The organism is Variovorax sp. S12S4, from assembly GCF_023195515.1.
In the GTDB taxonomy this organism is placed as follows: domain Bacteria; phylum Pseudomonadota; class Gammaproteobacteria; order Burkholderiales; family Burkholderiaceae_C; genus Variovorax.
The window spans coordinates 3,397,468-3,411,143 of the sequence record NZ_JALPKR020000002.1 but is presented as its reverse complement, the minus strand read 5'-3'; the positions used below and the strand labels follow the sequence as shown (position 1 = coordinate 3,411,143).

The 13,676-nt window shown below is 66.1% G+C and carries 14 protein-coding genes and 1 pseudogene; 9 read left to right on the top strand and 6 right to left on the bottom strand.

All coding sequences use genetic code 11. The features are described from left to right. Window positions 1-43: 43 nt before the first annotated feature. Window positions 44-1,597, bottom strand: a complete 1,554-nt coding sequence (murJ, locus tag M0765_RS16805; protein ID WP_258504827.1) for a murein biosynthesis integral membrane protein MurJ — start codon at window positions 1,595-1,597, stop codon at window positions 44-46. A 105-nt stretch (window positions 1,598-1,702) separates the two neighbouring features. On the opposite strand from murJ, the gene rpsT reads away from it, so the two are divergent. Continuing rightward, a complete protein-coding gene (gene rpsT, locus M0765_RS16800; protein ID WP_007831346.1) occupies window positions 1,703-2,017 on the top strand; it encodes a 30S ribosomal protein S20 in 315 nt (104 codons plus the stop codon). A 137-nt stretch (window positions 2,018-2,154) separates the two neighbouring features. On the opposite strand, the gene M0765_RS16795 is transcribed toward rpsT, so the two are convergent. Next, window positions 2,155-2,484: a DUF3579 domain-containing protein gene (locus M0765_RS16795; protein WP_258504825.1), complete on the bottom strand. Its 330-nt coding sequence runs from the start codon at window positions 2,482-2,484 to the stop codon at window positions 2,155-2,157. Between the two features lie 161 nt (window positions 2,485-2,645). Between M0765_RS16795 and M0765_RS16790 the strand changes: the two genes are divergently transcribed. The 8 genes from M0765_RS16790 to M0765_RS16755 all read left to right on the top strand — a co-directional run bounded on the left by M0765_RS16790 (window position 2,646) and on the right by M0765_RS16755 (window position 9,822). Further along, a complete protein-coding gene (locus tag M0765_RS16790; protein WP_258504824.1) occupies window positions 2,646-3,854 on the top strand; it encodes an aspartate aminotransferase family protein in 1,209 nt (402 codons plus the stop codon). Beyond that, the gene (gene argF / locus M0765_RS16785; RefSeq protein ID WP_258504823.1) at window positions 3,851-4,786 is read left to right on the top strand and encodes an ornithine carbamoyltransferase; all 936 of its coding nucleotides are present in this window, start codon (window positions 3,851-3,853) and stop codon (window positions 4,784-4,786) included. The genes M0765_RS16790 and argF overlap by 4 nt, the downstream gene beginning before the upstream one ends. Before the next feature lie 23 nt (window positions 4,787-4,809). Then, window positions 4,810-5,118, top strand: coding sequence for a YkgJ family cysteine cluster protein (locus tag M0765_RS16780; RefSeq protein WP_258504821.1), 309 nt, complete (start codon window positions 4,810-4,812; stop codon window positions 5,116-5,118). A 74-nt stretch (window positions 5,119-5,192) separates the two neighbouring features. Next, window positions 5,193-5,846, top strand: coding sequence for an arylformamidase (kynB, locus tag M0765_RS16775; protein ID WP_258504819.1), 654 nt, complete (start codon window positions 5,193-5,195; stop codon window positions 5,844-5,846). A gap of 11 nt (window positions 5,847-5,857) precedes the next feature. After that, window positions 5,858-7,135, top strand: a complete 1,278-nt coding sequence (gene kynU, locus M0765_RS16770; RefSeq protein ID WP_258504817.1) for a kynureninase — start codon at window positions 5,858-5,860, stop codon at window positions 7,133-7,135. 13 nt (window positions 7,136-7,148) lie between these two features. Beyond that, complete coding sequence (locus M0765_RS16765) at window positions 7,149-7,634, top strand: hypothetical protein (protein ID WP_258504815.1); 486 nt, start codon at window positions 7,149-7,151, stop codon at window positions 7,632-7,634. Between the two features lie 16 nt (window positions 7,635-7,650). Next, window positions 7,651-8,487: a tryptophan 2,3-dioxygenase gene (gene kynA, locus M0765_RS16760; protein ID WP_258504814.1), complete on the top strand. Its 837-nt coding sequence runs from the start codon at window positions 7,651-7,653 to the stop codon at window positions 8,485-8,487. Between the two features lie 84 nt (window positions 8,488-8,571). After that, entirely contained in the window at window positions 8,572-9,822 is a 1,251-nt protein-coding gene (locus M0765_RS16755; RefSeq protein WP_258504812.1) for an SMI1/KNR4 family protein, read from the top strand. Window positions 9,823-9,846: 24 nt separating this feature from the next. Here the strand turns inward: M0765_RS16755 and M0765_RS16750 are convergent. The 4 genes and pseudogenes from M0765_RS16750 to M0765_RS16735 all read right to left on the bottom strand — a co-directional run bounded on the left by M0765_RS16750 (window position 9,847) and on the right by M0765_RS16735 (window position 13,549). Then, window positions 9,847-11,030 (bottom strand): annotated as a pseudogene (locus M0765_RS16750) (FAD-dependent monooxygenase). A gap of 6 nt (window positions 11,031-11,036) precedes the next feature. Beyond that, on the bottom strand, window positions 11,037-11,324 hold the full coding sequence (locus M0765_RS16745; RefSeq protein ID WP_258504811.1) for a DUF6587 family protein: 288 nt from the start codon (window positions 11,322-11,324) through the stop codon (window positions 11,037-11,039). A gap of 28 nt (window positions 11,325-11,352) precedes the next feature. After that, window positions 11,353-13,248, bottom strand: a complete 1,896-nt coding sequence (gene feoB, locus M0765_RS16740; RefSeq protein ID WP_258504810.1) for a ferrous iron transporter B — start codon at window positions 13,246-13,248, stop codon at window positions 11,353-11,355. Next, window positions 13,241-13,549: a FeoA family protein gene (locus M0765_RS16735; protein WP_258504808.1), complete on the bottom strand. Its 309-nt coding sequence runs from the start codon at window positions 13,547-13,549 to the stop codon at window positions 13,241-13,243. The genes feoB and M0765_RS16735 overlap by 8 nt, the downstream gene beginning before the upstream one ends. Between the last annotated feature and the right edge of the window lie 127 nt (window positions 13,550-13,676).

Below are 13,676 nucleotides of genomic sequence, written 5' to 3'. Positions count from 1 at the left end.
GGCGGTTTGATCTGGCCCTGTTGTCAGCCGTTGTACCTGCGGCTTAACGGCGCATGAAACTGCGCAACCGCACGCCCACGGCGGCAAGCACGGCAAAGTACAGCAGCCCCGCCCCCGCGATCAGCGCCGCCAGCAGCCCGATACGCTGCAGCCGCTGGGCCCGCAGGCCAATCCAGTCGAAATAGTACGAGCCCCAGGCCAGCAACGCGGCCAGCACCAGCGTGCCCGCCGCCACCTGCAGAATGAACTTGCCCCAGCCCGGCTCGGGCTTGTAGCTGCCGCGGCGAACCAGCCCCACCAGCAGCCAGATCGCGTTGACCACCGCGCCGATGCCGATGGTGAGCGTGAGCGCGGCATGCTGCAGCACCGGCACCAGAAAGACGTTGAGCAACTGGGTCAGCACCAGCACCGACACCGCAATGATCACCGGCGTGCGCATGTCGTATTTGGCGTAGTAGCCCGGCGCAAGCACCTTGATGGCGACGATGCCGACCAGCCCGACGCCGTAGCCCATCAATGCGAGCGTGGTGCGCCTCACGTCTTCGGCGCCATACGCGCCGTTGTGAAAAAGCACAGCAACCAGCGGCTGCGAGAACAGCAGTAGCGCAATGGCGCAGGGCGCCGAGAGCAGCACCACCAGCCGCAGCCCCCAGTCGAGCAGGGCCGAATAGCGCTCGTCGTCCTTGGCGGCCCGCGCGCCAGCCAGTTGCGGCATCAGCACCACGCCAAGCGCCACGCCCAGCATGGCGGTCGGAAACTCCATCAGGCGGTCCGCATTGACCACCCAGGTGACGCTGCCCGTGGCAAGGTGCGATGCGATCTGCGTATTGATGAGCAGCGAAATCTGCGCCACGCTCACGCCCAGCAAGGCAGGCAGCATAAGCTTCAGCACTTTGCGCGTGGTCGGGTCGGTCCAGGCGGCGCGGAGCGCTCCGAAGGTTGCGCCAATACGCGGCATGAGGCCCAGCGCGCGCAGCGCGGGCACCTGCAGCGCCAGTTGCAGCACACCGCCGACCAGCACGCCCGCGCACTGCGCGTAGATCGGCTCGATGCCGTAGCGCCTGAACAGCGGCGCGCCGGCCACGATGGCAAGAATCAGCGAAATGTTGAGCAGCACCGGCGAGGCGGCCGGCACCGCGAACTTGCGCCAGGTGTTCAGGACACCGCCCGCCAGCGCCACAAGCGACATGAAGCCGATGTACGGAAACATCCAGCGCGTCATGACCACGGCTGCGTCGAAGCCCTCCAGCCCGCTGGCCATGGCCCACACCAGCCACGGCGCGCCGACCACGCCGGCCACGCACACGACCACCAGCGCCCAGGTGAGCAGCGTGGCCACGTGGTCGATCAGCGCCTTGGCGCCCTCTTCCCCGGCCTCGGTCTTGTGCCCGGCCAGCACCGGCACAAAGGCCTGGCTGAAGGCGCCTTCGCCGAAAACCCGCCGGAACAGGTTGGGAATGCGAAAAGCGACGTTGAAGGCATCGGTGAGCGCGCTGACGCCAAATACCGAGGCAAAAAGCACGTCGCGCACGAGGCCCGTGATCCGCGATGCGAGCGTCAGAAGGGAAACGGTGGAGGCGGATTTGAGCAGTGACACGGGGCGAGTGTAGGGCCCGGCAAGCCCCGATTCGGTGAAAAACCCAACCCGGCCTATAATGGAGGGCTTTGCTGCATCATCCTCAGACACCTAAGGAACTAAATCATGGCATCCGCCAAGCCCAAGAAAAAGAACCCGCGCCTCGCCTCCGGCCGTAAGCGCGTCCGCCAGGACACCAAGCTCAACGCTGCGAACACCTCGCTGCGCTCCAAATACCGCACCGCCGTGAAGAATGTCGAAAAGGCCGTTCTGGCCGGCGACAAGACCAAGGCAAGCGAACTCTTCGCGAAGGCCCAGAGCATCGTCGACACCGTCGCCGACAAGGGCATCTTCCACAAGAACAAGGCAGCTCGCGACAAGAGCCGCCTGTCGGCGAAGGTCAAGGCCCTCGCCCTCGCGCCTGAAAAGGCAGCCGCCTGACACCTGTCAGGCAAGCCCGGATCGGAATTCTCCGGTCCGCCGTTTGATCGGGGTGCGCTGCAGCAAAGTGTAAAAAACCGCCTTCGGGCGGTTTTTTCATGGGCGTTCGCTTTGTGGAAGAAGCGGGGCGGGCCGGCTCAGGTCTTGGGCGGTGCGCCGGGCGCGTCGGGAACCAGGCAAGCTTCGGCCACCTGCAGGTCGTTGTCGCGCGCAAAATTGACGCAGAAGTCCCAGGCCATGGGTTCGGCATCGCGCAGGGCCCGGTTCACAACCACGCATTTCACACCGTTGATGGTGGTGGGAACGCACCACGGCGAATAGCTCAAGTGGCTTCCGGGATAGGCGCCCCCAGGGCGAAAAGAGCACATGACGCCGGCCAGCCGCTCGGCCCAGTCGCTCGGGCGAAAAGTCCGGCCATCATGGGTGATGCCCTGGATGAAGATTTCTTTGGCAGTGGGGGAAATCATCGTTGAATGAGGCGCCCGCAAGCAGGTGCTGCAGTGCAACAAGGGATTCTATCCGCGCCACTTTGCTGCCCGAGCCAAGGGCATTGCTGTAATGCGGAATCCTCAATGAAGCTGCCCGACCGGACGCCTAGAATCCGCGGTTCCCTATCTGGAGAACCCGAATGAGCGCTACCGCCCAGCCCACCTCGCCCCACGTCATGAACACCTACGGTCGCCTGCCGATCGCGCTGTCGCACGGCCAGGGCTGCCGAGTCTGGGACACCTCGGGCAAGGCGTATCTCGACGGCCTTGGCGGCATTGCCGTGAACACGCTGGGCCACAACCACCCCGAGCTGGTGCCCGCGCTGCAGGACCAGATCAGCAAGCTGATCCACAGTTCCAACTACTACCACGTGCCCGGCCAGGAGCAGCTGGCCACCAAGCTGACCGAGCTTTCGGGCCTGACCAACGCCTTTTTCTGCTGCACGGGCCTGGAAGCCAACGAAGCCGCGCTGAAGCTCGCGCGCAAGTTCGGCCACGACAAGGGCATCGAGCGGCCCGAAATCGTGGTTTACGAGGCCGCGTTCCACGGCCGCAGCATCGCCACCCTGTCGGCCACGGGCAACCCGAAGGTCCAGGCCGGCTTCGGCCCGCTGGTCGAGGGCTTCATCCGCGTGCCGCTGAACGACATCGAAGCGCTCAAGAAGGCCACCGAAGGCAACCCCAACGTGGTGGCCGTGTTCTTCGAAACCATTCAGGGCGAAGGCGGCATCAACCCGATGCGCGTGGACTACCTGAAGCAGGTTCGCGCCCTGTGCGACGAGCGCGACTGGCTCATGATGATCGACGAAGTGCAGTGCGGCATGGGCCGCACCGGCAAGTGGTTCGCGCACCAGTGGGCCGGCATCAAGCCGGACGTGATGCCGCTGGCCAAGGGCCTGGGCTCGGGCGTGCCTATCGGCGCGGTGGTGGCCGGCCCCAAGGCCGCCAACATCTTCGGCCCGGGCAACCACGGCACCACCTTCGGCGGCAACCCGCTTGCCATGCGTGCGGGCGTGGAAACCATTCGCATCATGGAAGAGCACAAGCTGCTCGAAAACGCCGCCACGGTGGGCGAACACCTGAAGAGCGCGCTGCAGCGCGAAATCGGCGGCCTGCCCGGCGTGAAGGAAATCCGCGGCCAGGGCCTGATGCTGGGCATTGAGCTCGACCGCCCCTGCGGCGTCATCCTGAACCGCGCCTGCGACGCCGGCCTGCTGCTGAGCGTGACGGCCGACAAGGTGATCCGCCTCGTTCCGCCGCTCATCCTGAGCATTGCCGAGGCCGACGAAATCGTCGCCATCCTCGCGCCCATCGTGAAAACCTTCCTGTCGGAGCCAGCAGCGCAATGACGACCGCCACCACGCCGAACGCCATCCGCCACTACCTGCAGTTCTCGGACCTCACGGCCGACGAGTACGCCTATCTTTTCGATCGCATGGCGATCATCAAGAAGAAGTTCAAGACCTACGAAAAGCACCAGCCGCTGACCGACCGCACGCTGGCAATGATTTTCGAGAAGGCCAGCACGCGCACCCGCGTGAGCTTCGAGGCGGGCATGTACCAGCTTGGCGGCAGCGTGGTGCACCTGACCACCGGCGACAGCCAGCTCGGTCGCGCCGAACCCATCGAGGACAGCGCCAAGGTGATCAGCCGCATGGTCGACATCGTGATGATCCGCACCTACGAGCAGACCAAGATCGATACCTTTGCCGCGCATTCGCGCGTGCCGGTGATCAACGGCCTGACCAACGAGTTCCATCCCTGCCAGATCCTTGCGGACATCTTCACCTACATCGAGCACCGCGGCTCGATCCAGGGGAAAACGGTGGCTTGGGTGGGCGACGGCAACAACATGGCCAACACCTGGCTGCAGGCGAGCGAGATTCTCGGCTTCAAGGTGCATGTGAGCACGCCCAGCGGCTACGAGGTTGATCAATCCGTAGCTGGCTTGCGGTCGGCCGACAGCTACGAGGTCTTCAAGGACCCGATGGAAGCCTGCCGCGGCGCCGACCTCGTCACCACCGACGTCTGGACCAGCATGGGCTACGAGTCCGAGAACGAAGCGCGCCGCAAGGCCTTTGCCGACTGGTGCGTCGACGAAGACATGATGCGCGTCGCCCAGCCGGACGCCCTCTTCATGCACTGCCTGCCCGCCCACCGCGGCGAAGAAGTGCAGGCCGAAGTCATCGACGGCCCGCAGTCGGTGGTGTGGGACGAGGCCGAGAACCGGCTCCACGCGCAGAAGGCGCTGATGGAGTTCTTGCTGCTCGGCAGGCTCTGAAAAAAAGCTGAAGGCGCGGCCGCGTGTCTCATTGCCAGCAATGCGGCGCCTGCTGCGCCAGCTACCGCGTCGACTTCAGCATCCACGAGCTCGACGACAACGGTGGCAAGGTGCCCTCGGGCCTTGCCGTCGAAGTGAACGACGCCCTGTGCCGCATGCGCGGCACCGACCACACGCCCATGCGCTGCGCCGCGCTGACCGGCAAGATCGGCCAGTCGGTGGCTTGCGGCATCTACGAATGGCGGCCCAATCCGTGCCACGAGCTGCAGGCCGGCAGCGACGCCTGCGAGCGCGCGCGCGCCAGGCACGGGCTGCCAGCCCTGCCCTCCTGAGCCGATCATCTCGTCACGTTGTGTGTTGGAAATAACCGACACCACGACCCCGCTCCCGGCGCTAACTTTGCGCCATGCGTTCTCTGCAATCTCAACCCCGCATCTGGGACATCTCGCCGCCCGTGCATGAAGGCACGCCGGTGTTCCCCGGCGACACGCCCTACCAGCAGCGATGGGCCGCAACCATTTCGCAGGTCTGCCCGGTGAACGTCAGCGAGATCAAGCTCTCGCCGCATGTGGGTGCCCATGCGGATGCGCCCCTGCACTACGACCCCGAGGGCCAGACCATCGGCCAGGTCGATCTCGCGCCCTTCCTCGGCCCTTGCCGCGTGATCCACGCGATTGCCAAGGGCCCGCTGATCGAGTGGGAGCACATTGCGCATGCGATCGCGAGCGACCTGCCGCCCCGCGTGCTGGTGCGCACCTATGCCGCCATGCCCGTCGCCCAGTGGGATCCGCAGCTCGCGGCCTACGCACCTGCCACCGTCGAACGCCTTGCGGCCATGGGCGTGAAGCTCATCGGCATCGACACGGCCAGCATCGACCCGGCCGACAGCAAGACGCTGGAAAGCCACCAGCGCATCCGCCGCCTCAACCTGCGCGTGCTCGAGAACCTCGTGCTCGACGATGTGCCCGAGGGCGACTACGAACTCATCGCGCTGCCGCTCAAGCTGGTCAGCGCCGACGCATCTCCCGTTCGCGCCGTGCTGCGCGACCTTCCACGCTGAAACCCCGCCCAATGACGACCCTTGAAGACTGCCGCGCGCTCGACGCGCAAGACCCGCTGCGCTCGCTGCGCGACCAATTCACCCTGCCGCCGGACGTGATCTACCTCGACGGCAACTCGCTCGGCGTGCTGCCCAAGGCCGCGCCCGCACGCATTGCCGAAGTGGTCGCCGAGGAATGGGGCCAGGGGTTGATCCGCTCGTGGAACACGGCCAGCTGGTTCGACCTGCCGCAGCGCCTCGGCGACAAGGTGGCCCGGCTGATCGGCGCCGCACCCGGCGAAGTGGTGTGCACCGACAGCACCTCCGTCAATCTGTACAAGGTGCTCTTCGCGGCGCTCTCGCAGCAAAAGAACAGCGCCCGCAAGCTGGTGATCAGCGAGCGCAGCAACTTTCCGACCGACCTCTACATCGCCGAATCCCTGTGCCGCGAGCGCGGCTTCACGCTCAAGCTGATCGACGCGGACGAGTTGCCCGCGGTGCTGACCGATGACGTGGCCGTGCTGATGCTCACGCACGTGAACTACCGCACCGGCGCCATGCACGACATGAAGGCCATCACTGCCGCCGCGCACGCCGCCGGCGCGCTCACGGTATGGGACCTCGCGCACAGCGCAGGCGCGGTGCCGGTTGCGCTGAACGAAAGCGATGCCGACTACGCCATTGGCTGCGGCTACAAGTATCTGAACGGCGGCCCCGGTGCACCGGCATTCGTGTGGGTTCATACACGGCATGCGGGCAAGTTCGAGCAGCCGCTGTCGGGCTGGTGGGGCCATGCGGCGCCTTTCGAATTCACGCCGCACTACCGGCCTGCGCCGGGCGTGGGCCGCTACCTTTGCGGCACGCAACCGATCATCGCTCTGGCGGGGCTCGAATGCGGGCTCGATACGGTGCTGGCGGCCGAGGCGTTCGATGGCGGCAAGGGCGGCATGGCGGCCCTGCGCGCCAAATCGCTTGCGCTCACCGACCTCTTCATCCAACTCGTCGAAGAGCGCTGCGCGGGCCAGGGGCTTTCGCTGGTGACGCCGCGCGAACATGCGCGTCGCGGCTCGCAGGTGTGCCTGAGCCGCGATGAAGGCGCCTACGCCATCGTGCAGGCGCTGATTGCGCGCGGCGTGATCGGTGACTACCGCGCAGGCGATTCGCAGATGCCCGACATCCTGCGCTTCGGTTTCACGCCGCTGTACCTGGGCTTCGAGGATGTGTGGAACTCCGTCGAGCACCTGGTGCAGGTGCTGGAGGCAGGCGAGTGGAAGCGCGAAGAATTCAATCGCAAGAATGCAGTGACCTGAGCAGCACGTACCCATGAAACACAAATTGATCACCCTCTTCGCCTCGCTCCTGATGCTGGCCGCACCGGCCTTCGCACAGCAGGCGAGCTACACGCTTGACCAACTCAAGGCTTTCGTGGCCCTCACGCCCGATGCGTTCCGCCAACAGGTCAAGGCCCAAGGTTTTTCCTACGCCGACAAGACCGTGACCCCCGAGGTCAGCATGATCGAATACGACAAGGTGGTCGACGACCACACGATCCGCTTCATGAAGTCCACCTACGCGGAAAGCCGCGCCGGCGAAAACAACATCCAGCTCTCGCTGACCGACAAGGCCGCCTTCGAGCGGCTGGTGAAGGAAGTGCGCGCCGCGGGCTATGCGCCAGCCGAAAAGGGCCGCATCCCGGGCGGCGAGACTTACCAGGAGTTCAAGCGCAAGAACGACGTCGTGCGTTTCGTCTATCCCGCAAAAGATTCGGTACCGGGCCGCCCTTCCTACACCGCAGTGGTCTGGCGATGACCCGGCAGCAAGCATCATGAGCACCGAAAAAATCGTTCACGAAGAAAAAGCGCAGCTGGATTTCAGCGCGTCGATGAGCTACGGCGACTACCTGCATCTCGACCAGATCCTCAACGCGCAGCACCCGCTCTCGCCCGCGCACGACGAAATGCTCTTCATCGTGCAGCACCAGACCAGCGAGCTCTGGATGAAGCTCATGCTGCATGAGCTGCGCGCCGCCACCACCTGCATCGCGCAAGAAAAACTCGCCGACGCTTTCAAGATGCTGGCCCGCGTGAGCCGCATCATGGAACAGCTGGTGAGCGCATGGACCGTGCTCTCGACCATGACGCCGCCCGAGTACACCGCCATGCGGCCCTACCTGGCCAACTCGAGCGGCTTTCAAAGCGCGCAGTACCGCTGCATCGAGTTTGCGCTCGGCAACAAGAACGCCGCCATGCTCAAGCCGCATGCGCACCGGGCCGATCTGCTGGCGCAGGTCGAAGAAGCCTACCGCTCGCCTTCGCTCTACGACGAGTCGCTGAAGCTGCTGGCGCGCCGCGGCCTTGCGGTGCCCGCCGATCATCTGGAACGCGATTGGACGCAGCCTTATGAAGTCAGCGATGGCGTCGAGGCCGCGTGGCTCACGGTGTACAGAAACCCGCACGACCACTGGGACCTGTACCAGCTCGGCGAAAAGCTCACCGACCTCGAAGACGCTTTCCGGCTCTGGCGCTTTCGCCATGTGACCACGGTCGAGCGCGTGATCGGCTTCAAGCGCGGCACGGGCGGCACGGGCGGCGTGAGCTACCTGCGCAAGATGCTCGACGTGGTGCTGTTTCCCGAGATCTGGAAGCTGCGCACGGACCTTTGATGCGGGCCGCATGCGCGGGCCACCATGCAAGTGCTTGCTCCATTTGCACAAAGCGCTACATTGGCATCAACGGAGGCACTGCCAATGAAAGATGTCCAGTTCTCGCTCGAAGAGCTTGCTACCCTGCGCGAACATGGCGTGGTCCTGTTCGCGGACCGCGTGATCTTCGATGCGCAGCCACCGATGCCTGAGCAGCAGATAGCCGCCGTCCAGGCGCTGTGCGCGGGCCCAGTTCCCGAGCCGCTGCTCGAACTGTGGCGGCAAACGGCGGGCGGCCGGCTCGACTACGACCTGTCGCTGCCGATGAACGGCAACATCGAATCCGTCAGCTGGTCGGAGCTGTTCTGGAACGGCAGCGACGGCTATCGCGATCTGCAGGGCTGGATCGAGCATGAGCAGGAGCTGGCCGAAGAGGCAGCCGAAGAAGATGGCCGCGACTGGAGCGGCAAGCTCACGCACCTGCCCTTCGGCGGCTTCGAGTACCTGGACCGGGTTTATGCGGTGGTCGAGCCTGGACCCGAGCACGGCCACATCACCGCGTGGAAGCACGGGCTGCCGCCGGCCTGGACGCATGCCCTGCATGAAGACGGCGTGAACACCATCGCGCCCGACCTGTACAGCGCCTTTGGGGCACTGCATCTCGACGAAGACCCGCTGGCACCCACTGGCGATTATTTTTCCGGCCAGGCACTGCTCCAGTACCTCGACGACCGGCACCAGGACCACGGCCTGGACCTCGACCTGATGGACAAGCTGGTGAGCTTTTATTGCCGCGCCGTGATCGACTGGCGCACACCGCTGACCAACGGAACGCTGCGCCGGCTGCCGGCCACTGCGCGCGCGGCGCTGCACCATGCCATCGCGAGCGACGACGCGGACCTGGTGGCCGAGCTCGCCGCCGCGGGCTTGAGCTTCGACGGACCGCAGCAGGGAAGTGCGTTGGCCACGGACGTTGCCATAGGCAACGGTGCCTTTGCCGCGGCCATGGCGCTGGTCCGCGCGGGAGCTCCCGTGGCACGCGACGCCTTGCGCAACATCGACGGCCAGATTTCACCCGAGCTCACGCATGCGCTGCTCGCGAACGGGGCCGAACCGAACGTGGCCGCCATCGTCAAGTGCGCGGCCTGCGGCGCGCCCGCAAGCGCACACCTGATCGCCGATGCATGCACGCAGGCCGGTATCGACGTGGCGCCCGCCTTCGCCGCCGAGCGCGATGCGATGCTGGCGGAACTAGAGGCCACGCTGCTCGAGGTGCGCGACGGTTCTCAGGGTCACTATCTCGGCCCCGAGGGGTTGGCCGAACGGATCGAACACCTGCAGACATTCAGGCTCTGAGAGCCCCGGGGGCGCAGCGGCCTTTCAGCCTCCGTACAGCCAGGGCTGGTCCAGCAGCCGCGCACCCAGCGTGCGCAGGGCAAGATCGCGGCCCAGGCGCATGGGTCCGGTGGCATGAAAGACCTGCCCGTTGCGCCGCGCCCTTGCCTGCACCATGGCATTGCGCTGCCAGCGAGCCTCGGCATAGCGGGCAAAGGCGGCCGGCACGTCGGCCGCCCCGCCATCGCCGAGCGCCTCGGCCATCGATACGGCGTCTTCGATGGCCATGCCCGCGCCCTGCGCGAGGTAAGGCACCATCGGATGCGCGGCATCGCCGACCAGCGCGATGCGCTCGTGTGCCATGTCCGCCGCAGAGCTCAGCGGCGCACGGTCGCAGAGGGTCCAGGCGCGCCAGTTGGGCATTGCCTCGAGCAAGGCTTGCAGGGCGCGGCCGCTACGGCCGGTGGCCTGCTGCAGCGCCACAAGGCTGCTGGCCTGGTCCCAGTCGCGCGCATCGCCTGCCGGGGCGGATTCGGCAATCACCACCACATTGAGCCAGTCGCCGCCGCGCACAGGGTAGGCCACCACATGCAGGCGCGGCCCGAGCCATACATCGATGCGGCGACGGCGCAGCGCCTGCGGCAGTTCAGCCTGGGCGACCATCCCGCGCCAGGCCGTGTGGCCCGTGATGCGAGCCGGCTCGGCGGCCGATGGCGATTCGAGCCGCTGCCGCACCACGCTCCAGAGGCCGTCGGCGCCGACCAGCGCCTCGCCCTCCCAGGCGCGCGCGCCACTGCTCGATACGCAGACGAGGTCGTCGCTCATCTCGACCTGCGCAATGCGGGCATCGGTTGCCAAGGTGCCCGTGCCTTGCGATCGCACGGCATCGAGCAGCATCGAATGCAGGTCGGCGCGATGTACGCAGAGGTAGTGAGCGCCATAGCGCTGGTGCATGGCGTCGCCCAACGGCAGACGGGCCAGTTCGGCACCGCTGCCGGCGCTCTGCACCACCAGCGCGTCCGGACGCGCAGCGATGGCATCGAGGCTCTTGTCCAAGCCCAGCTGCCGGAGGCGCCGCGTGACATTGGGACCGATCTGGATGCCGGCGCCGACTTCGGCGAACACGGCCGCCTGTTCGAAGGCATCGACGCGATGGCCACCGCGGGACAGCGCCAGCGCAGTAGCGAGCCCCCGATGCCGCCCCCGGCGACGAGGATGTGAGCGGGCATCGGCCTTCAGCGGCTGTGCGTGGACAGCGGGCCGGGGCCGGCTTCTTCGGCGTTTTTCCTGTCGGTGGCCTTGGGGCCGCAACTGCTGCAGCTGTCGCAAGAGCCGCAGCCCGAGGTCTTGGCGAGCGAAGCCGCCAACTGGTCGGCGCGTTCCTGATCGACAAGGCCTGCGCGGTGCGTACCGGCCGCGAGCTTGCGGGCAGCGCTGCGCCTCCAGCCCGCGGGCATCCAGCGCCACACCGCGTAGAACGCGGCAGCGGCGACGATCAAACCGACGATCAGTTGCTGTGCCATATCTTTTCCAGACCTTTCACTGCAGGTTTTAACCTGCCCCGAGCGCCACTGCAACGCGGTAGGTAATGAAGCAGGCCGCGTAGGCGAGCGCGAAGAGATAGCCCGCCATGATCCACACATAACGCCAAGAACCGGTTTCGCGCTTCACGGCCGCCAGGGTCGAGATGCATTGCGGTGCAAACACGTACCAGACCAGCAACGACAGCGCCGTCGCGAGCGACCAGCTGCCCGCGATCAGCGGCTCGAGCTGGCCTGCCACGTCGTCCCCGCTGGCCGAGAGTGCATACACCGTGCCGAGTGCGCCCACCGCCACTTCGCGCGCCGCCATGCCCGGCACCAGGGCAATGGATATCTGCCAGTTGAAGCCGATGGGCGCGAAGATGTGCTCCAGGCCGCGCCCGATCATGCCGGCCAGGCTGTACTGGATGGCCGGCCCCGTGGCGCCTTCGGGCGGCGAAGGAAAGGTCGACAGGAACCACAACAAGATGGTGAGCGTGAGAATGATCGTGCCCACGCGCTGGATGAAGATCCATGCCCGCTCGTAGAGGCCCAGCGCCAGGTTGCGCAGGTTGGGCCAGCGATAGGCCGGCAGTTCCATCAGGAGCGGCGAATGCTGCTTGTTGTCGCGGAAGCGCTTCATCACCCAGGCCACTGCCATTGCCGAGACGATGCCGAAGACATACAGCGCGAACAGCACCACGCCCTGCAGGTTGAACACGCCGCCCACGGTGCGCGCCGGAATGAAGGCCGCAATCAGCAGCGCATAGACCGGCAGGCGCGCCGAACAGGTCATGAGCGGCGCAATCATGATGGTGGTGATGCGGTCGCGCCAGTTGCTGATGGTGCGCGTTGCCATCACGCCCGGAATAGCGCAGGCAAAGCTCGAAAGCAGCGGAATGAACGAGCGGCCCGAGAGCCCCACGGTGCCCATCACCCGGTCAAGCAGGAACGCGGCACGCGGCAGGTAGCCTGAATCTTCCAGCGCCAGGATGAACAAGAACAGGATCAGGATCTGCGGCAGGAAGACGACCACGCCGCCCACGCCGGCAATGACGCCGTCGACCAGCAGGCTTTGCAGCATGCCCTCGGGCATGCGGGTCTTCAACAGCTCGCCAAGACCCTCTGTCGCGGCCTTGATCGCGTCCATTGGCACATTGGCCCAGCTGAACACGGCCTGGAACATCAGGAACATGGTGACCGCGAGCACCAGCATGCCCCATACGGGGTGCATCACCACGCGGTCGATACGGTCGCTGGTAGCCAGGCTTCCCACCGGCTCGCGCACGGCAATGCCGAGGATGCGGCGCACTTCGCGCTGCGTGGCAAGCACATCGTCGAGCCCCGGCGCCTGCCAGGGCTGCGGCGCGGCGGCGGCCACCGGCGAATCCAGGGCTTCGAGCAGGCCTTGCGCGCCGCCGGAGTGCACGCCTACGGTCTCGATGACCGGCACGCCCAATTCGCGCGAGAGCACGGCCGTGTCGATGGCAATGCCCTGCTTCTTCGCCATGTCCGTCATGTTGAGCGCCACCACCATCGGCAAGCCGAGGCGCTTGGCCTCGAGCACGAGCCGCAGGTTGAGCCGCAGGTTGGTGGCGTCGGTCACGCACACCAGCAGATCGGGCAAGGGCTCGCTGCTCTTGCCGGTGACCACGTCGCGCGTCACGGCCTCGTCGGCGCTGAGCGCGTTCAGGCTGTAGGCGCCGGGCAGGTCGAGAACGAAGACGCGGCGGCCCGATGCGGTGCGAAGCGTGCCCTCTTTGCGCTCGACGGTAACGCCGGCGTAGTTGGCAACCTTTTGGCGGCTGCCGGTAAGCAGGTTGAAAAGCGCGGTTTTGCCGCAATTCGGGTTGCCGAGCAGCGCGACGCGGGAGGGCTGGGCCGTGGCGGCAAGGCGCCCCGGCCCCTGGATGACCGCCTCAACCATGGTTTGCGTCCTCCGGCAGGCCCGGTGCCACATGGATCAGCGCGGCCTCGTGGCGGCGCAACGCAAAGGTGGTGTGGCCCAGCCGGACGGCGAGCGGCTCGCGACCCGGACGGCCGATGGCGACGATGCGCACCGCTTCGCCCGGCACGAAGCCGATTTCGGTCAGGCGCAGCACGAGTTCGCGATCGTCCGCACTCTCGGGACGGGCTACGTCGAGCACGGTCGCCCATTGGTTGTTGGGAAGCTGGTCGAGCCGCAGGCCGGGAGTTGCCGGTGTGGCACCAAAATTGTTGGTTTGCACGGTAAGAAAGTGCGTCGAAAACGCGACGCGCCAATTGAGCAAAACCTAGATGCTATCAATTCTCAATCGCAGAAAGCTGACCAAGACCCTTTGACCACGCAGGCTCTGCCCCTTATCGCGACGGTTT

Coding starts and splice junctions, on each gene's coding strand:
- feoB (WP_258504810.1), bottom strand. CDS start 13,248: ATGGTTGAGGCGGTCATCCAGGGGCCGGGGCGCCTTGCCGCCACGGCC.
- M0765_RS16765 (WP_258504815.1), top strand. CDS start 7,149: ATGAAACACAAATTGATCACCCTCTTCGCCTCGCTCCTGATGCTGGCC.
- kynU (WP_258504817.1), top strand. CDS start 5,858: ATGACGACCCTTGAAGACTGCCGCGCGCTCGACGCGCAAGACCCGCTG.
- kynA (WP_258504814.1), top strand. CDS start 7,651: ATGAGCACCGAAAAAATCGTTCACGAAGAAAAAGCGCAGCTGGATTTC.
- M0765_RS16795 (WP_258504825.1), bottom strand. CDS start 2,484: ATGATTTCCCCCACTGCCAAAGAAATCTTCATCCAGGGCATCACCCAT.
- kynB (WP_258504819.1), top strand. CDS start 5,193: ATGCGTTCTCTGCAATCTCAACCCCGCATCTGGGACATCTCGCCGCCC.
- argF (WP_258504823.1), top strand. CDS start 3,851: ATGACGACCGCCACCACGCCGAACGCCATCCGCCACTACCTGCAGTTC.
- M0765_RS16790 (WP_258504824.1), top strand. CDS start 2,646: ATGAGCGCTACCGCCCAGCCCACCTCGCCCCACGTCATGAACACCTAC.
- M0765_RS16745 (WP_258504811.1), bottom strand. CDS start 11,324: ATGGCACAGCAACTGATCGTCGGTTTGATCGTCGCCGCTGCCGCGTTC.
- rpsT (WP_007831346.1), top strand. CDS start 1,703: ATGGCATCCGCCAAGCCCAAGAAAAAGAACCCGCGCCTCGCCTCCGGC.
- M0765_RS16755 (WP_258504812.1), top strand. CDS start 8,572: ATGAAAGATGTCCAGTTCTCGCTCGAAGAGCTTGCTACCCTGCGCGAA.